Genomic DNA, 16,901 nt, shown 5'->3' with positions numbered 1-16,901 from the left:
CCATGCACGTCCTCGTGGTGCACAACCGGTACTCCTCGGCGCAGCCGAGCGGGGAGAACAGGGTCGTCGACGAGGAGGTGGAGCTGCTGCGCGCAGCCGGCCACCGGGTCGACGTCTTCGAGCGGCGCAGCGACGACATCGCCGCCCGTTCCCTGCTCGGCAAGGTCGCGGTGCCCCTCCTCGTGCCGTGGAACCCGGCGGTCCGCGCGCAGCTCGCCGCCCGGCTCCGCGCCGACCGGCCGGACGTGGTGCACGTCCACAACGTCTTCCCGCTCCTGTCGCCGGCGGTGCTCGCCGCCTGCGCCGACGTCGGCGTGCCCGTCGTGGCCACGCTGCACAACTACACCCAGGTGTGCCCGCCCGGCACGCTGCACCGGGACGGCCGGCTGTGCACCGAGTGCGTCGGGTCGGCGGTGCCACTGCCCGCCGTCCGGCACGGCTGCTACCGCGACTCCCGGCTGGCGACGGTCCCGCTCGCGGTCGGCATGGCGGTCAACCGGCGGCGGTGGTGGTCCGGCGTGGAGCGGTTCTTCTGCATCTCCGCGGCGCAGCGCGACGTCCTGGTGCGGTCCGGCATGCCGGCCGAACGGCTGCTGGTGAAGCACAACTTCGTACCCGACCCGGGTGCCCGCCGAGCGGGCCCGGGCGAGCACCTGCTCTTCCTCGGGCGGCTCGCGGAGTCCAAGGGCCTGCGACTGCTGATGGCCGCCTGGGACGCGCTCGCCGCGGACGGCGGTGTCGGCGTGCCGCTCGTGCTCGCCGGCGCGGGGCCGCTGGAGCCCGAGGTGAGCGCCTGGGCGGCGGGCCGGGACGACGTGCGCTACGTCGGCCTGTACGACCCGGCCCAGTGCCGGGAGGCCATCGCGCGATCGGTCGCCGTGGTGGCCCCCTCGATGTCCCCGGAGACCTTCGGCCTGGTGGTGGCGGAGGCGATGGCGGCCGGGGTCCCGGCCGTCGCCGCCGGTCACGGCGCCTTCGTCGAGCTGGTCGAGGACGGGGTGACCGGGCTGCTGCACCGGCTGGGCGACGCCGCCTCGCTCGCGTCCTGCATCCGCCGGGTCACGGCCGATCCGGGCGGCAACCGGGAGATGGGCCGCACGGCCCGGCGCCGGTACGAGCAGGCCTTCAGCCCGGCCGTCGGGCTGGAACGCCTGGTGGAGGGGTACCGCACCGCGATCGCGGGGCGGTCCGGCGGCGCGGACGGCGCGCCGCCGGTAGGGAACGGAAACGCTGGCTCGCGGCGGGGCACCCCGCGCGGGCAGGAATGGGGGCAGTAGATGACACGATGCCGACTGTGCGGCTCGACGGCGCTGGGGAGCGTCGTCGACCTGGGGGCGACCCCGCCGTGCGAGAGCTTCCTCTCCGCGGACGAACTGGACCGGCCGGAGCCGGCGTACCCGCTGCACCTACGGGTCTGCACCGAGTGCTGGCTCGCGCAGATCCCGCCGCTGATCACGCCGGAGGAGACGTTCACGCAGTACGCGTACTTCTCCTCCTACTCGACCTCCTGGGTGGACCACGCGCGCACCTTCGTCGCCGACGCCGCCCAGCGGCTGGAACTGGGGCCCGACGCCTTCGTGGTCGAGGTCGCGAGCAACGACGGCTACCTGCTCGGGCACGTGGTCGACCGGGGGATCCGCTGCCTCGGCATCGAACCGTCGGTGAACGTCGGCGCCGCGGCACGGGAGAAGGGCGTGCCGACGCTCACGGCGTTCCTGGACCCGGCCACCGGCGCCGCCGTCCGCGCCGAGCACGGCCCGGCGGACCTGGTCGTGGCCAACAACGTGTACGCGCACATCCCCGACGTGGTCGGGTTCACCCGGGGGCTGCGCGCCCTGGTGTCCGACGACGGCTGGGTCTCCATCGAGGTGCAGCACCTGCTGACCCTGATCGAGGAGAACCAGTACGACACGATCTACCACGAGCACTTCCAGTACTACACGGTGGCGTCCGCGGCCCGGGCGCTGGCCAGTGGCGGTCTCACGCTCGTGGACGTCGAGCTGCTGCCCACGCACGGCGGTTCGATCCGGCTGTGGGCCCGGCCGGCCGAGGCGGCCGGCGAGCCGACCGCGCGGGTGGCCGAGGTGCTGGACCGGGAGAAGGCCGCCGGGCTGCAGGAGCTGTCCGGGTACACCGAGTTCTCCGCCCGGGTGGCCAAGGTGCGCCGGGACCTCCTGCGCTTCCTGATCGACGCGGCCGAGCGGGGCGAGACGGTCGTCGGCTACGGCGCCCCGGGCAAGGGCAACACCCTGCTCAACCACTGCGGCATCCGGCCCGACCTGCTCCCGTACACGGTCGACCGGAACCCCTACAAGCACGGCAGGTTCACCCCGGGCACCCGCATCCCGATCCTGGCGCCCGAGCAGATCGCCACCGACCGGCCGGACTACGTCCTCGTGCTCCCGTGGAACCTGCGGGCCGAACTGGTCGAGCAGTTGTCCTTCGTGCACGCCTGGGGCGGCCGGCTGGTCTTCCCCATCCCGGAACTGAGCATTGTCGAGGTCACGCCATGAAGGTCGTCCTGTTCTGCGGCGGTTACGGGCTGCGCATGCGCAGCGGAACCTCCGACGACGTGCCCAAGCCGATGGCGATGGTCGGGCCGCGGCCGCTGATCTGGCACGTCATGCGCTACTACGCGTACTTCGGGCACACGGAGTTCATCCTGTGCCTCGGGTACGGGGCCCAGCACATCAAGAACTTCTTCCTCAACTACGAGGAGACGGCCTCCAACGACTTCGTGCTGCGGGGCGGGCAGACCGAGCTGCTGTCCACCGACATCGCCTCCTGGACGATCACGTTCGCGCAGACCGGCATCGAGTCGCCGATCGGGGAGCGGCTGCGCCGGGTGCGCCACCACCTGGACGGCGACGAGATGTTCCTCGCCAACTACGCCGACGTGCTCACCGACGCCCCGCTGCCGGAGATGATCGACCGGTTCGCCCGGCGCGACGCCGGTGCGTCGATGATGGTGGTGCCGCCGCAGCAGTCGTTCCACTGCGTGGAGCTGGGAGAGGACGGCCTGGTGGGGGGCATCACCGCGGTGAGCGATCTGCCGCTGTGGGAGAACGGCGGCTACTTCGTGCTCCGTCAGGAGGTCTTCGACCACATACCGGAGAACGGGGACCTGGTCGCCGACGGGTGCGCCGGACTGGCCAAGCACGGCCGGCTGGTGGCGCACCGTCACCGCGGCTTCTGGAAGCCCACCGACACCGTGAAGGAGCGGGCCGCGCTCGACGCCGCCTACACCCGGGGCGACCGCCCGTGGGCCGTCTGGGAGAAGGACGGCTCCGGCTCCGGCGTGAGGACCGCGTGATCCGGCTCGGGGCCGGGCGCCCGGACCGGATCGTCGCGGTGGGGGCGCACTGCGACGACATCGCCATCGGCGCCGGCGGGACACTGCTGACGATGTGCCTCGCGCGGCCGGGTCTGAGGGTCGAGGCGCTGGTGCTCTCCGGCGGTGGCGGCGAGCGCGAGCAGGAGGAGCGGGCCGCGCTCGCCGCCTTCTGCCCGGACGCCGACCTGAACCTGACCGTGCTCAAGCTGCCGGACGGCCGGCTGCCCGCGCACTGGGACGAGGCCAAGGCCGCGGTCGAGGAGCTGCGCGGGCGGAGCGAGCCGGACGTGGTCCTCGCACCGCGCACCGAGGACGCGCACCAGGACCACCGCGGCCTGGCGCGGCTGGTGACCACCGCGTTCCGCGACCACCTGGTGCTCGGCTACGAGATCGTCAAGTGGGACGGCGACCTCGGCCGTCCGGTGGCGTACCAGCCGCTGTCCCCGCAGACCGCCGAACAGAAGGTCCGGCTGCTGCAGGAGCACTACCCCTCGCAACGCCACCGGCCCTGGTACGACCGGGAGGCCTTCCTCGGGCTGGCGCGGATCCGCGGCATCGAATGCCACGAGCGCTACGCCGAGGCGTTCGCCGTCACCAAAGTCACACTCAATCTGGGGGGATGAACCATGCGCGTACTGCTGACCGGACACCAGGGCTACCTGGGCACCGTGATGGCCCCGGTCCTCGCGGCCGCCGGGCACGAGGTCGTCGGGCTGGACGCCGGCCTCTTCGCGGACTGCGTCCTCGGCCCGGCGCCCGCCGACCCGCCGGGGCACCGGGTGGACCTGCGCGACGTCACGGCCGACCACGTGGCCGGGGTGGACGCCGTGATCCACCTGGCCGCACTGTCCAACGACCCGCTGGGCTCGCTGGCACCGGACCTCACCCACGACATCAACCACCACGCCTCCGTACGGCTGGCCCGGCTGGCCCGCGACGCCGGGGTGCGGCGCTTCCTGTACGCGTCGACCTGCTCGGTCTACGGTGCCGCCGGCGGCGGCGACCTGGTCACCGAGGACGCCCCGCTGCGCCCGGTGACCCCGTACGCGGAGTCCAAGGTGCGGGTGGAGGAGGACCTGCACGCGCTGGCCGACGGCGACTTCAGCCCGGTGTACCTGCGCAACGCCACCGCCTTCGGCTTCTCCCCCAGGCTGCGCGCCGACATCGTGCTGAACAACCTGGTGGGCCACGCGCTGCTGTCCGGCGAGGTGCTGGTGCTCTCCGACGGCACCCCCTGGCGCCCGCTGGTGCACGCCGCCGACATCGCGCGGGCCTTCACGGCCGCGCTGGTCGCACCGCGGGAGGCGGTCCACGACCGGGCGTTCAACATCGGCAGCGAGACCAACAACGTCACCGTCGCCGAGATCGCCGGACAGGTGGCCGAGGCGGTGTCCGGCGCGAAGGTGGTGATCACCGGGGAGAACGGTGCCGACCCGCGGTCCTACCGGGTGGACTTCTCCCGGTTCCGCGCGGCGCTGCCCGGCTTCGAGTGCGAGTGGACGGTGAAGCGGGGTGCGCTCGAACTCGCTGATGCCTACCGGCAGTTCGGGCTGACCCGGGAGGGATTCGAGCAACGCTTCACCCGGCTGGCCGTGCTGCGCGCGGCCTCCGACGCCGGCACCGTCGACGACACCCTGCGGTGGCGCCGATGACCGCGGTGGGCGACCGGATGCACGCGCTGGTGGAGCGGCTGTACCCGCTCTGCCGGAGCATCACCGGCGACGGCGTGCGCGCCACCCTGGACATCGTCGGCGAGTACGTCCCGCTACAGGTGCACGAGGTGCCGACCGGGACGCGGGTGCTCGACTGGACGGTGCCGCAGGAGTGGAACATCCGGGACGCGTACATCGCCGACACCGCCGGCCACCGGGTCGTCGACTTCGCCGCGTCCAGCCTGCACGTGCTCGGCTACAGCGTCCCTGTGGCGGCGACCATGCCGCTGGCCGAGCTGCGCGGGCACCTGCACACCCTGCCCGACCACCCGACCTGGGTGCCGTACCGGACCAGCTACTACACGCCGCAGTGGGGGTTCTGCCTGGCCCAGGAGACCCTGGACGCGATGCCGGACGGCGAGTACGAGGTCCGCATCGACTCCACGCTCGCGGACGGCCACCTCACCTACGCCGAGCACGTCGTCCCCGGGCAGGTCGCCGACGAGGTGATCGTCTCCTGCCACGTCTGCCACCCGTCGCTGGCCAACGACAACCTGGCGGGCGTCGCGGTGGCGGTCTTCCTGGCGCGGGAGCTGGCGCAGCGGTCGCCGTACTACACCTACCGGTTCATCTTCGCGCCCGGCACCATCGGGGCGATCACCTGGCTGGCCCGCAACGCGGAGCGGGTGGGACGGGTCAGGCACGGGCTGGTGCTGGCCTGCGCCGGCGACCGGGGCCGGCTGACGTACAAGCAGAGCAGGCGCGGCGACGCGGAGATCGACCGGGTGCTGCAGCACGTCCTGCGCACATCCGAACGGCCGCACCACGTCACCGGGTTCACGCCGTACGGCTACGACGAGCGGCAGTACTGCTCGCCCGGGTTCGACCTCGGTGTCGGCTCGCTCACCCGGACCCCGTACGCCGGGTACCCCGAGTACCACACCTCGGCCGACAACCCGGACTTCGTCTCCCCGGAGACGATGGCGGACACCCTCGCGGTCTGCCGCGAGGCGTTCGCCGTCCTCGACCGCAACCGGCAGTACGTCAACCTCAGCCCGTACGGCGAACCGCAGCTTGGCCGGCGCGGGTTGTACGACTCGCTGGGCGGCCGCAGCGACGCCAAGCAGGCACAGCTGGCCATGCTCTGGGTGCTCAACCTCTCCGACGGCGAGCACAGTCTGCTGGACGTCGCCGAGCGGTCCGGGCTCGCGTTCGACACCGTCGCCGCCGCGGCCGACGCCCTGCACGGCGCCGGGCTGATCAAGGCATGACGCCGATGACCACCGAGGGGACGAAGACGACGGCACCGCCGGGTCCGCCCGGGCGGACCCGGCGGGCCGCCGGCCGGGGCATCGCCGGCCGGCTGTCCTGGGGACTGGCCGACCAGGCGGTCTCCAGCATGACCAACTTCGCGGTGGGCGCCTTCGTGGCCCGCTCGCTGGGGGTGACGGCGTTCGGCGTGTTCAGCCTGGCCTGGCTGACCTACGGCCTGGTGCTCAACGTCTCCCGCGGGCTGGCCACGGACCCCCTCGTGGTGCGGTTCAGCGGCGTGCCGGAGACGGCCTGGCGGTCGGCGGCGGCCCGGTCGTCGGGGACCGCGCTCGTCATCGGATCCTCCCTCGGCGCCGTGTGCCTGCTCATCGGTCTCGGCCTCGGCGGCCGGATCGGGCCCGCCTTCGGCTGCCTCGGCGCCGCCCTGCCGGCGCTGCTGCTCCAGGACTCCCGGCGGTTCGCGTTCTTCGCCGCCGGAGCGGGGCGGAAGGCGTTCGCCAACGACCTCGTGCAGGCCGTCGCGCTCGTCCCGGCCATGGTCGTGGCGGCCCGGGTGAACACCGTGGCCGCCTTCCTACTGGCCTGGGGCGCCGCCGCCGCCGCGGCCGCCGGCTACGGCTTCCTCCAGTCCGGCATCCGGCCGCGGGTGACCGCGGCCCGCGGGTGGCTGCGCGAGCAGCGCGACCTCGGCACCCGGTACCTGGCCGAGAACGTCAGCCTCAGCGCCGCCGGCCAGCTCCGGGCCTACGGGCTGGGCGCGATCGTCGGGGTCGGCGCGGTGGGGACGGTCCGGGGCGCCGAGCTCCTGCTCGGCCCCTTCCTCGCCCTGCTGATGGGGCTGTCCCTGGTCACCGTGGCGGAGGCGGCCCGGGTGCTGCGGCAGGCCCCGCGCCGGCTCGGCGGGTTCTGCCTCCGGCTGGGCGGCGGGCAGGCCGCCGCAGCGCTGCTGTGGGGCGCCGCCCTGCTGCTGATGCCGGACCGGATCGGCGAGCTCGTCCTCGGCGACGTCTGGCACGCGTCCTCGGAGCTCATCGTGCCGGCCACCCTCGGCGTCGCCGGGGCAGGCCTCGGCAGCGGCGCGGCGGCCGGGCTGCGCGCGCTCGCCGCGGCCCGGCGCAGCCTGCGCTGCCAGCTGTTCGCCTCCGCCTGCTACCTCGGCGGCGGGCTCGGCGGAGCCGCCCTGGCCGGCACGGCCGGCTCCGCCTGGGGCGTCGCCACCGCGACCGCCTGCGGCTCGGCCGTGTGGTGGTGGCAGCTGAGGACCGCCCTGCGCGAGCACCACCGCGCTCCCGCTCCCGCGTCTGCTCCCGCTCCCGAAGTAGCGGACGACATCCCCGAAGTGAGGACTCCATGACCGCCGTACCCCGGTTGACCATCGGGCTGCCCGTGTACAACGGCGAGGAGTACCTCGCCGAGTCGCTCGACGCCCTGCTCGGCCAGACCTACGAGGACTTCGAACTGATCATCTCCGACAACGCCTCGGTCGACGCGACGCCGGACATCTGCCGGCGGTACGCCGCGCGGGACTCGCGCATCCGGTACCTCCGGCTTCCCCGGAACATCGGCGCCACGCCGAACCACAACCGCGTGTTCGCCGAGTCCCGCGGCGAGCTGTTCAAGTGGGCCTCGCACGACGACCTGTACGGCCGGGACCTCCTGCTGCGCTGCGTGGAGGCGCTGGACGAGCGGCCGGACGTGATCCTCGCCCACGCCGACCAGGCGGTCGTCGACGGCGACGGCCAGGTGAAGGTCCCCTACGAGTACGGGCTCGCCACCGCCTCGCGGCACGCGCCGGAGCGCTTCCGCAGCATGCTGTTCGAGCCCGGCGGCGACGACTTCTACGGGGTCGTGCGGGCCGACGTGCTGCGCCGGGTGAAACCGCTGGACAGCTACCACCACGCGGACCGCACGTTCGTCGCCGAGATCGGCCTGCACGGGCCCTTCCACCAGGTGCCGGAGCTGCTGTACTTCCGCCGCGACCACCCGACCCGCGCCGAGCGGGCGAACCCCTCCAAGCGCTCCCGGTGCGTCAACCTGGACCCGCGCCGGGCCGGCCCGCTGCACCCGACGCCCCGGCTGCTCGCCGAGTACGTCCTCGGCTTCGTCTCGGCGCTCCGGCGGGCGCCGTTGTCCTCGGCCGACCGGCGCGCCTGCTACCGCCACCTGGCCGCGTGGCTGACCAGCCGGGCCAGGCCGGGCGCGGGCGAGCGGGTCGAGGACCGCGCCCCGGTCGACCCGGCCGCGCTCACCGTCTCCGTCGACGCCCTGGTGGCCGGCCGCGAGGGGCGGCAGACATGACGTCCACGGACGGAAACCCGGTGCGGGTCGGGGTGTTCGGGCTGCTCGGCTCCGGCAACCTCGGCAACGACGGCTCGTTGGAAGCCGTGCTCGGGTACCTGCGCGCCGAACACCCGGACGCGGTCGTGGACGCGCTGTGCGGCGGGCCCGAGGCCGTGACGGCCCGGTTCGGGATCCCCGCCACGCGGCTGCACTGGAACCGCGCCGAGTACCGGACCGCGTCGCGGGCGGGCGCGATCACGGCGAAGGGCCTCGGCAAACTCGTCGACGCCGTCCGCACCGCCGCGTGGGTGCGCCGGCACGACGTGGTGATCGTGCCGGGCATGGGCGTCCTGGAGGCCACCCTGCCGCTGCGGCCGTGGGGCTTCCCGTACGCGCTGTTCCTGCTCTGCGCGAGCGGCCGACTGCTGCGCACCCGGGTCGCGCTGGTCAGCGTCGGCGCCGCCGAGATCCGAAGCCGGCCGACCCGCGCCCTGGTGCGCTGGTCGGCCCGGCTGGCCGCGTACCGCTCGTACCGGGACGCGCCGTCCCGCGACGCGATGCGGGCGATGGGCGTGGACACCGCCCGCGACGAGGTCTACCCGGACCTCGCGTTCTCGCTGCCGACGCCGGCGGCGGGCGCGCCCTCGGGCGCGCCGGGCACGGTCTGCGTCGGTGTCATGGACTTCCACGGCGGCAACGACGACCGCGCCCGGGCCGAGGAGATCCACCGGCGCTACCTGGAGGGGACGATCCGGTTCGTCCGCACGCTGGTCGGGGAGGGCAGGCCGGTCCGGCTGCTCACCGGCGACGCCTGCGACGCTTCGGTGGTCGCCGCGATCCTCGACGCGGTGGACTCGCCGCTGGTCACCGCTGCCGAGCCGTCCTCACTGGCCGACCTGATGACGGAGATGGCGGCCGCCGACACCGTGGTGGCGGTCCGCTACCACAACCTGATCTGCGCACTGAAGACCGGTACGCCGGTGCTCGCGCTCTGCTACGCGGCGAAGAGCGACGCGCTCATGGCGGGGATGGGCCTCGGCGCGTACTGCCACCCGGCGCGCGAGGTCGACGCCGACCGGCTGCTGGAGCAGTTCCGGGACTTGGAGAAGCGGTCGGCGGAGCTGCGGCGGACCCTCGCCGAGCGGAACCTGGCCGCCGCCCGGCACCTGGAGCGCCAGTTCACCGCCCTGAGCGCGGTCCTCTTCCCGGCTGACCCATCCCCGGCGGGCGGCCGCGCCGACACCCATGCCCATGCCCACACCCTGCGGGAGACTCCATGAAAGCGACCGAAGTCCCGGCGATCACCGGCGCGTACCTGTTCGAGCCGACACCGTACGCGGACGAGCGCGGCTTCTTCTGCCGCACCTTCGACGCCGACGTGGTCCGCTCGGTGGGCCTCGACCCGGACGCCTTCGTCCAGGACAGCGTGTCCCGCTCGGTCGGGGGCGTGCTGCGCGGCCTGCACCTGCGCTCCGGGGCCGGCGAGGCCAAGCTGGTGCGGTGCTCGTCCGGACGGGTCTTCGACGCCGTCGTGGACCTGCGGCCCGACTCGCCGACCTACCGCAACCGGGCCTTCTTCGAACTGTCCGGCGACACGCAGGTGACCCTGTACGTCCCGGCGGGGTGCGCACACGGCTTCCAGGCGCTGACCGGGACCGCCGACGTCTCGTACCGGATCGACCGCGCGCACGATCCGGCCGAGGACGTCACGATCGCCTTCGACGACCCGGAGCTCGCCATCCCCTGGCCACTGCCCGTCACATCGATGTCCAAGCGGGACAGCGAGGCACCGAGCCTCGCCGAGGTCCTCCGACACGGGGGGCGGTGAAGGTCGGCGTGGGCACCGAGAACAGCGAGGAGTTCACCCTGCCCCGGTCGCGGACGGCGAACGAGAGGCTGCACGCCCTGATCCCCGGGGGCGCGCACACCTACGCCAAGGGCGACGACCAGTACCCCGAGGACCTGGCCCCGGTTATCAGCCACGGCCTCGGCAGCCACGTGTGGGACGTCGACGGCAACCGCTACGTCGAGTACGGCTCCGGCATGCGGTCGGTCAGCCTCGGCCACGCCCACCCGCGCGTGCTGGAGGCGGTGCGGCGGGAACTCGACCGCGGCAGCAACTTCGTCCGGCCGTCCATCGTGGAGGTCGAGGCCGCGGAACGCTTCCTGGCCACGGTACCGACCGCCGAGATGGTGAAGTTCGGGAAGAACGGCTCCGACGTCACCACCGCCGCCGTACGGCTCGCCCGCGCCGCCACCGGGCGCCCGCGGGTGGCCGTCTGCGGCGACCACCCGTTCTTCTCCGTCGACGACTGGTTCATCGGCACCACGCCGATGTCCGCCGGCATTCCGGCCGCGACCACCGAGCTCACCGTGGCGTTCCCCTACGGGGACCTGGCCGCCACGGAGGAGCTGCTCACCCGGTACCGGGACGAGATCGCCTGTCTGATCCTCGAACCCGCCGGCCACACGGAACCGCCGCCCGGGTACCTCGCCGGCCTTCGCGAGCTGGCCGACCGGCACGGCTGCGTCCTGGTCTTCGACGAGATGATCACCGGCTTCCGCTGGTCCGAGGCGGGCGCCCAGGGCCTGTACGGCGTCGTCCCCGACCTCTCCACCTTCGGCAAGGCACTGGGCAACGGGTTCGCCGTCTCCGCGCTGGCCGGGCGCCGCGACCTGATGGAGCTGGGCGGGCTGCGCCACTGCGGCGACCGGGTGTTCCTGCTGTCCACCACCCACGGTGCGGAAACGCACTCGCTGGCCGCCGCGATGGCCGTGCAGACCACCTACGCCGAGGAGGGCGTCACCGCCCGGCTGCACGCCCTCGGGGAGCGGTTGGCCGCCGGTGTCCGCGAGGCCGCCGCCTGCACGGGCGTCGGCGACCACCTCGTCCTCCGGGGCCGGGCCAGCAACCTGGTCTTCGCCACCCTCGACGAGAACGGGCAGCCGTCGCAGCAGTACCGCACCCTGTTCCTGCGCCGACTCCTCGCGGGTGGAGTGCTGGCTCCGTCGTTCGTGGTGAGCAGCGCGCTCGGCGATGCCGACATCGACCGCACCGTCGACGCGGTGGCCCGGGCATGTGCCGTGTACCGGAAGGCACTGGACGCCGCCGACCCCACTCCCTGGACCGGTGGGCGGCCGGTGAAGCCCGTGTTCCGCCGCTTGGCGTGACGTCACGTCACGCCCGGTGGCACACGCCTTTGTCTCATGCCCTGTCAGGTGGTGTGACGTCAGCGGTGCTCCCGCCGGACGGCGTCGGCCGTCCGGTCGACCAGCCACGCGGTCGCCGGTATCACCGCCAGCGCGGTGCACCAGCCGCCGAGGGTGTCGGTCGGGTAGTGCGCGCCCAGCGCGACCTCCGCCCAGCCCATGGCGGCGCCGGCCACCAGCGCCGCGGCGAGCACGGGCACGGTGCCGACCGTCCTGGCGAGGCCGGGCCCGTCCCGGCCTCGGCGGCGAGTGGCGAGCATCGCCGCCACGAGGGCGAGCGCGGTGGCGAAGGCGGTGTGCCCGCTCGGGTAGGACAGGAACCCGCCGTGGATGGTGCGTCCCACCAGGTGCTTGAGCAGCGTCGTCGCCCCCACGGTGATGCCGACGCCGGCGACCAGGAACACCGCTGCGCGAGGACCCCGGAGCAGCAGGCAGCCCGTCACAGCGGCTGCGACCAGCACCGTGGCTCCCATCGGCTCCCCCAGGGAGTCCATCGCCAGCGCGACGTACCGCCACGGCGGCCCCACACCGTCCACCAGTGCCAGGATCCGCGCGTCCACCGGGCCGGGCTCGCTCCTGCCGGCGTACAGGATCCCGAGCACGAGGACCGTCAACGCGGCGAGGGCCGCAATCAGCCCGAGCCGCCCGCCCGGCGGTGTCCGCTCGGGCCCCACCTCTTCAGGCATGGGCCGAGTATGTCAGCGGCCCACCGGCGTCGGCAGCCGTTCACGAAGACGGGAGCCCGAGGGGCAGGGCCCTCACCACTCCGGTCGACACCACGACGGGCCGGCTCACGGCGATCGGCGACGTCCAGGCCCATGGCACGGGCCCGGATCCCGCCACCGACAGCTGGGTCGAGGTGACCGGCGTGTGGAGGCCGGCACCGGGCTCGCCCGCCACCGCGTCGCCCGTCCTCGACGTCCTGGAGGTCCGTGCCGTGCCCAAACCGCGGAACCCCTACCGCGATGCGCCGCCAGAGAGCAGCACCTCCTGAGACATCCCCGGGGCGCCCCCGCCCCATCGGTCGCCGTCAGGTCCGATCGGCACCGCCGTCCTGTCGGCGGTGCCGGCGGCCACGGCGCGACAGGCGCGCAGCCGCCCTCGGCGGCCCACGGCGCCACGCTCACATCCGCCAGTCCTGACCCGTGGAGCTTCCGCAGGGGCTGAGCACCAGCTTGACGAAATCGGCCGGAGGGCCGGCCGTGTCCAGGCAGAGGCCGCTCGACGGATTGGTGAAACGGCGGGTGGCGGCGTCGTACTCCCATTGCTGGCCGGTGAAGTTCCCGCACGCTCTGACCACCACGGCGACTCCGCTGACCGGGGGTCCGGCGGTATCGAGGCACAGCCCGCTGGGCGGATTGAGGAGACGGCGACCGGACGTGCTGTAACTCCAGATCTGGCCGCTGTAGTACCCGCAGTCACTGATGCGCACGGCCACGTCCGCTCGCTGCGGGCCGTCGGTGTCGAGGCACAGTCCGCTGGCGGTGTTGGTGATCGGCACCGGGGCGGCAGCGCTGCTCGCCGGAGCGTTCGGCAGCGGCGCCTGGGTGTGCGGAGCGGACTTCGACGGTGTGACGGGGCTGTCGGCGGGCGAGTTCGGCAACGGGGTGGAGCCGTGCGGCTGCTGGGAGGCGGTGCCGCCGCCCTGGGGCAGGCCGCCCTGGTGATCTGCCGCACTCCGGATGCCCAACACCGCACCGGCGGTGAGCGTCACGGCGCACACCGCGGCCGCGGCGAGCAGGGCCGTGCGGCGCGGCCGGTGCGGCAGGGGCGGCACGGTCGGGGGAAGGGGGTAGGGGACACGCCCCGGAGTCGTGGTCCGGACTGCCGACCGGTCCGGAGCGGTCACCGTCACCGGGAGCGTGTCCAGACGGTCCGACAGCTCGCCCTCCCGCTCGGCGATCATCGTGGCGACGGCCGCCGGGAACCACGAACCGGCCGTTGTGGAGAGCGCTGCCAGCCGGTTCAGGACGTCGGCCAGGCCGGGCCGGTGTGCCGGGTCCTTGGCCAGGCAGGAACCGATCAGCTCGGCGAGCGGTGCCGGCAGCCCGGCCAGGTCGGGCTCGGCGTGCACGATCCGGTAGACGATCGATTCGAGCGACCCCGCCCCGAACGGGCCGCGCCCGACCGCGGCGAAGGCGAGCACCGCTCCCAACGCGAAGACGTCACCGGCCGGCCCGACGTCCAGCCCCTTCACCTGCTCGGGGCACATGAATCCGGGGGTTCCGACGATGGTGGTCGAGACGTGCGTCGCATCCAGCGCACGGGAGATGCCGAAGTCGATCACCCGGGGGCCGTCGCCGGCGAGGATGATGTTGCCGGGCTTGAGGTCCCGGTGCACCAGACCCGCGCCGTGGATCGCGGTCAGCGCCTCCGCCAGTCCGGCTCCCAGGGCGGCGACGGCCGGAGCCGGAAACGGCCCGTACGCGTCGATCGCCTGCTGCAGGGACGGGCCCGGAACGTAGGCGGTGACCAGCCACGGAGGATCGCCGTCGGGATCCGCATCGACCACCTGGGCGGTGTAGAAGCCACCCACACGCCGCGCGGCGGCGACCTCCTGGGCGAAGCGTCGGCGGAACTGCGCGTCGCCTGCGAACTCGGGGTGGACCAGCTTCACCGCGACCACGCGCCCGCCACGCGACCGGCCGGCGAACACCCGGCCCATCCCGCCGTGACCGAGGCGCCCCAACAGGCGGTACGGGCCCACCTGCTGCGGATCTCCGGCCTTGAGGGGTTCCATGAATACTGGTCCTGTCGAATCATGAGGAGCCGATGTCTGCCCGCGTGATTCTTCCAGGGATCCGGTCCGTTCCGGGGGTGAGTCGGCGAAGCCCGCACACCGTCACATCACCGCGGGACCCGCAGCGTCGGGCCCCGCCGGAAGCCTCCCGGCCGAGCCGCCGAAGTCCCCCACCACGGATCGTCCTGCTGGTGGCACGCGCTCGGGGGCGGGGCAGGCGGGCGTCGTTGTCGGTGGGGGTTGGGATGCTGGCAGGTATGGACGATGACGCGCTGATGCGGGGCCGGGTGTACGGGGCGGACCATGATGACCCGGAGTCGGGTCGGCGGCCGGGTCGTGTCTACCGCGAGCTGGTGGCCGGCCCGCTCGACGGTCTGCTGCTCGATGTCACCGGCTGGAGCAGGGAGGATCTGGCGGACGGGGCGTCGCTGGCCACGGAGATCGGTTCCTACGGGGCGGGCGGGCACGCGCACTACGGGCCACGCGCCGGGGATCCGCGCCACTGGGACTGGGAGGGCGACAGTGCCTGACCCGGTGCAGCCGACCACGGCCGCCGCCGTTGACAGGGGTAGTCCCTTGTCCCCGGCCGAGTGGTTCCCGCCGACCGGTATGACCAAGCCCGCCGTCCGACCGCGAATCTCCGCAGCTCAGCGGCATGGCGGTACTACGATGCCGCCATGACAGAGCCTGCCTACCCGGCCAAGCCCCGCCGCGGCGACCGCGTCGCCGTCCTCTCGCCCGCCGCCGGGCTGCCCGGGGTGCTGCCGCTGCCGTTCGAGCTCGGCCTGCGCAGGCTGGTGGAGGAGTACGGCCTGGAGCCGGTGGAGTACCCGACCACCCGCCGGCTCGGCGCACGCCCCGAGGACCGGGCCGCCGACCTGCACGCCGCGTTCGCCGACCCCGGGATCAGGGCGATCATCGCCAGCATCGGCGGCAACGACCAGATCACCGTCCTCCCCCACCTGGACGGCGAGTTGATCCGCGCCAACCCCAAGCCGTTCTTCGGCTTCAGCGACAACACCAACCTGCTGGCGTACCTGTACGACCTCGGTATCGTCGGCTACCACGGCGCGAGCGTGATGACCCAGTTCGGCCGGGCCGGCGCGATGCACCCGGTGACGGACGCCTCCGTCCGCGCCGCCCTCTTCACCTCCGGCGCCTACGAGTTGGCGCCCTCCCCGGACACCGGCGACATCGAGCGACCCTGGGACGACCCGCGCACCTTCGAGTCCGCACCCGTGATGGAGCCCGCGGGGGGCTGGCACTGGCACAACGACGACCGGGTGGTCGAGGGCGTCGCCTGGGGAGGCTGCGTGGAGGTCCTCGCACAACTGCTGATGGCCGACCGGCAGATCCGGCCGGTGGCGGAGTACCGGGGCGGCGTGCTCTTCCTGGAGACCTCCGAGGCGCTGTCGAGCGCGGACGAGGTGTTCCGGATCCTGCGGAGCATGGGGGAACGCGGGCTGCTGCGGCAGTTCCCCGCCCTGCTGATGGGCCGGGCCAAGGCGTGGTCCTTCGCCAGGCCGAACGACGCCGCCGCCCGCGAGCGCCACCGCGCCGACCAACGCGCCGCCGTCCTACGGGCGCTGGCCGACTACGCGCCCGCCACCATGGCGGTGTTCGACGTCGATCTCGGCCACACCGATCCGCAGGTGGTGATCCCCTACGGCGGGCTGGTCCGCGTCGACGGCCCGGCCCGGCGCATCACCGTCACCTACTGAGCCGTGACGGTGCCTGACTCCGCGGGCAGCGGCGGGCCACCGCACCCGGCGAGGCGCCGCGGCCGGTCCGCTTCCGCGGTCAGGGCTTGTCGTACCAGGAGAACGCCGCGATCCGCCAGCCCTCCGGAGTGCGGACGAACTGGATGGTCTTGGTTCCGCCGCCCTCGAGCGGCTTGCCGTCCAGGATCCCGGACTTGCGGTACTCGCCGAACCTCGAGGCGATGTCGCCGACGATCTCGGTGCGCTCGGAGGTCTCCCACTCGGTGAAGTCGACCAGCCGCCCGCTGTTCAGGAGCTGCTCGCGGGGCTCGATGAACTCGTCGACCGTGTAGACCCGGTAGTCCGGGCCGGTCAGGACGATGACGCCACCGGGGATGACCAGCCGACGGATCCTGCCCACGTCGGCGGTCTTGCCGCCCTGGTTGTCGAAGGCCCCGAAGAACTCGGCGGTCAGCACGTCAATCTCGCTCTTGGACATGGCGCGACAGTAACACCGAAGGGGCGCCGGGGATCACCGGTTCCGAAGGGTGGTGGCCTGCCGAAGCGAGCAGGCCCGCGCGCCGCGCCGACCCCGCGCCGCCGACCCTCATCCCACGCGCACGTACCGTCCGCCGCCGGCCGCCTCACCCACCACAGCCGCGCCCGCGCCACCCACACCCGCGCCCGAACCGCCCGCAGCCGCACCCGCTGCC

The 16,901-nt window shown here is 73.5% G+C and carries 16 protein-coding genes; 13 read left to right on the top strand and 3 right to left on the bottom strand.

Annotation, left to right across the window (positions count from 1 at the left end; all coding sequences use genetic code 11):
* The first annotated feature begins 2 nt into the window (after window positions 1-2).
* From ACGFZP_RS20360 to ACGFZP_RS20310, 11 genes are read left to right on the top strand one after another with little or no spacing between them, the layout of a single operon-like run.
* Window positions 3-1,277: a glycosyltransferase gene (locus ACGFZP_RS20360; protein ID WP_392934735.1), complete on the top strand. Its 1,275-nt coding sequence runs from the start codon at window positions 3-5 to the stop codon at window positions 1,275-1,277.
* A complete protein-coding gene (locus ACGFZP_RS20355; RefSeq protein ID WP_392934733.1) occupies window positions 1,278-2,513 on the top strand; it encodes a methyltransferase domain-containing protein in 1,236 nt (411 codons plus the stop codon).
* Entirely contained in the window at window positions 2,510-3,313 is an 804-nt protein-coding gene (locus ACGFZP_RS20350) for a glucose-1-phosphate cytidylyltransferase (RefSeq protein WP_392934730.1), read from the top strand. The genes ACGFZP_RS20355 and ACGFZP_RS20350 overlap by 4 nt, the downstream gene beginning before the upstream one ends.
* Window positions 3,310-3,957, top strand: coding sequence for a PIG-L deacetylase family protein (locus tag ACGFZP_RS20345; protein ID WP_392934727.1), 648 nt, complete (start codon window positions 3,310-3,312; stop codon window positions 3,955-3,957). Before ACGFZP_RS20350 ends, ACGFZP_RS20345 begins: the two co-directional genes overlap by 4 nt.
* 3 nt (window positions 3,958-3,960) lie before the next feature.
* A complete protein-coding gene (locus ACGFZP_RS20340; protein ID WP_392934724.1) occupies window positions 3,961-4,986 on the top strand; it encodes an NAD-dependent epimerase/dehydratase family protein in 1,026 nt (341 codons plus the stop codon).
* Window positions 4,974-6,257 carry a DUF4910 domain-containing protein gene (locus tag ACGFZP_RS20335; RefSeq protein ID WP_392934722.1) on the top strand — a complete coding sequence of 428 codons (1,284 nt, stop codon included), beginning with the start codon at window positions 4,974-4,976 and terminating at the stop codon, window positions 6,255-6,257. Before ACGFZP_RS20340 ends, ACGFZP_RS20335 begins: the two co-directional genes overlap by 13 nt.
* A 5-nt stretch (window positions 6,258-6,262) precedes the next feature.
* Complete coding sequence (locus ACGFZP_RS20330) at window positions 6,263-7,612, top strand: hypothetical protein (RefSeq protein WP_392935525.1); 1,350 nt, start codon at window positions 6,263-6,265, stop codon at window positions 7,610-7,612.
* Window positions 7,609-8,556 (top strand): glycosyltransferase family 2 protein, encoded by a 948-nt coding sequence (locus ACGFZP_RS20325; protein ID WP_392934720.1) that lies wholly within the window; start codon window positions 7,609-7,611, stop codon window positions 8,554-8,556. The genes ACGFZP_RS20330 and ACGFZP_RS20325 overlap by 4 nt, the downstream gene beginning before the upstream one ends.
* Window positions 8,553-9,818 (top strand): polysaccharide pyruvyl transferase family protein, encoded by a 1,266-nt coding sequence (locus ACGFZP_RS20320; RefSeq protein ID WP_392934717.1) that lies wholly within the window; start codon window positions 8,553-8,555, stop codon window positions 9,816-9,818. Before ACGFZP_RS20325 ends, ACGFZP_RS20320 begins: the two co-directional genes overlap by 4 nt.
* Window positions 9,815-10,366, top strand: coding sequence for a dTDP-4-dehydrorhamnose 3,5-epimerase family protein (locus tag ACGFZP_RS20315; protein WP_392934715.1), 552 nt, complete (start codon window positions 9,815-9,817; stop codon window positions 10,364-10,366). Before ACGFZP_RS20320 ends, ACGFZP_RS20315 begins: the two co-directional genes overlap by 4 nt.
* Before the next feature lie 8 nt (window positions 10,367-10,374).
* Window positions 10,375-11,709, top strand: coding sequence for a glutamate-1-semialdehyde 2,1-aminomutase (locus tag ACGFZP_RS20310; protein ID WP_392934714.1), 1,335 nt, complete (start codon window positions 10,375-10,377; stop codon window positions 11,707-11,709).
* 59 nt (window positions 11,710-11,768) lie between these two features.
* Here ACGFZP_RS20310 and ACGFZP_RS20305 read toward each other — a convergent pair whose 3' ends face one another.
* Together ACGFZP_RS20305 and ACGFZP_RS20300 are read right to left on the bottom strand one after the other, a co-directional pair.
* A complete protein-coding gene (locus ACGFZP_RS20305; protein ID WP_392934711.1) occupies window positions 11,769-12,434 on the bottom strand; it encodes a phosphatase PAP2 family protein in 666 nt (221 codons plus the stop codon).
* A 437-nt stretch (window positions 12,435-12,871) separates the two neighbouring features.
* On the bottom strand, window positions 12,872-14,488 hold the full coding sequence (locus ACGFZP_RS20300; RefSeq protein ID WP_392934709.1) for a serine/threonine protein kinase: 1,617 nt from the start codon (window positions 14,486-14,488) through the stop codon (window positions 12,872-12,874).
* Window positions 14,489-14,745: 257 nt separating this feature from the next.
* On the opposite strand from ACGFZP_RS20300, the gene ACGFZP_RS20295 reads away from it, so the two are divergent.
* Together ACGFZP_RS20295 and ACGFZP_RS20290 are read left to right on the top strand one after the other, a co-directional pair.
* Entirely contained in the window at window positions 14,746-15,018 is a 273-nt protein-coding gene (locus ACGFZP_RS20295; protein ID WP_392934706.1) for a hypothetical protein, read from the top strand.
* 147 nt (window positions 15,019-15,165) lie between these two features.
* Window positions 15,166-16,209 carry a S66 peptidase family protein gene (locus ACGFZP_RS20290; protein ID WP_392934704.1) on the top strand — a complete coding sequence of 348 codons (1,044 nt, stop codon included), beginning with the start codon at window positions 15,166-15,168 and terminating at the stop codon, window positions 16,207-16,209.
* 79 nt (window positions 16,210-16,288) lie between these two features.
* Here ACGFZP_RS20290 and ACGFZP_RS20285 read toward each other — a convergent pair whose 3' ends face one another.
* A complete protein-coding gene (locus ACGFZP_RS20285; protein WP_392934702.1) occupies window positions 16,289-16,687 on the bottom strand; it encodes a DUF4440 domain-containing protein in 399 nt (132 codons plus the stop codon).
* Window positions 16,688-16,901: the final 214 nt, after the last annotated feature.

The organism is Kitasatospora sp. NPDC048239 (genome assembly GCF_043202015.1).
In the GTDB taxonomy this organism is placed as follows: domain Bacteria; phylum Actinomycetota; class Actinomycetes; order Streptomycetales; family Streptomycetaceae; genus Kitasatospora.
The sequence above is the reverse complement of the archived record's forward strand: the minus strand, read 5'-3'. Positions and strand labels throughout refer to the sequence as shown.

Excerpts from the sequence above, each read along its gene's own strand:
- ACGFZP_RS20360 (WP_392934735.1), top strand. The coding sequence starts at position 3 with ATGCACGTCCTCGTGGTGCACAACCGGTACTCCTCGGCGCAGCCGAGC.
- ACGFZP_RS20355 (WP_392934733.1), top strand. The coding sequence starts at position 1,278 with ATGACACGATGCCGACTGTGCGGCTCGACGGCGCTGGGGAGCGTCGTC.
- ACGFZP_RS20350 (WP_392934730.1), top strand. The coding sequence starts at position 2,510 with ATGAAGGTCGTCCTGTTCTGCGGCGGTTACGGGCTGCGCATGCGCAGC.
- ACGFZP_RS20340 (WP_392934724.1), top strand. The coding sequence starts at position 3,961 with ATGCGCGTACTGCTGACCGGACACCAGGGCTACCTGGGCACCGTGATG.
- ACGFZP_RS20330 (WP_392935525.1), top strand. The coding sequence starts at position 6,263 with ATGACCACCGAGGGGACGAAGACGACGGCACCGCCGGGTCCGCCCGGG.
- ACGFZP_RS20325 (WP_392934720.1), top strand. The coding sequence starts at position 7,609 with ATGACCGCCGTACCCCGGTTGACCATCGGGCTGCCCGTGTACAACGGC.
- ACGFZP_RS20320 (WP_392934717.1), top strand. The coding sequence starts at position 8,553 with ATGACGTCCACGGACGGAAACCCGGTGCGGGTCGGGGTGTTCGGGCTG.
- ACGFZP_RS20315 (WP_392934715.1), top strand. The coding sequence starts at position 9,815 with ATGAAAGCGACCGAAGTCCCGGCGATCACCGGCGCGTACCTGTTCGAG.
- ACGFZP_RS20305 (WP_392934711.1), bottom strand. The coding sequence starts at position 12,434 with ATGCCTGAAGAGGTGGGGCCCGAGCGGACACCGCCGGGCGGGCGGCTC.
- ACGFZP_RS20300 (WP_392934709.1), bottom strand. The coding sequence starts at position 14,488 with ATGGAACCCCTCAAGGCCGGAGATCCGCAGCAGGTGGGCCCGTACCGC.
- ACGFZP_RS20295 (WP_392934706.1), top strand. The coding sequence starts at position 14,746 with ATGGACGATGACGCGCTGATGCGGGGCCGGGTGTACGGGGCGGACCAT.
- ACGFZP_RS20290 (WP_392934704.1), top strand. The coding sequence starts at position 15,166 with ATGACAGAGCCTGCCTACCCGGCCAAGCCCCGCCGCGGCGACCGCGTC.
- ACGFZP_RS20285 (WP_392934702.1), bottom strand. The coding sequence starts at position 16,687 with ATGTCCAAGAGCGAGATTGACGTGCTGACCGCCGAGTTCTTCGGGGCC.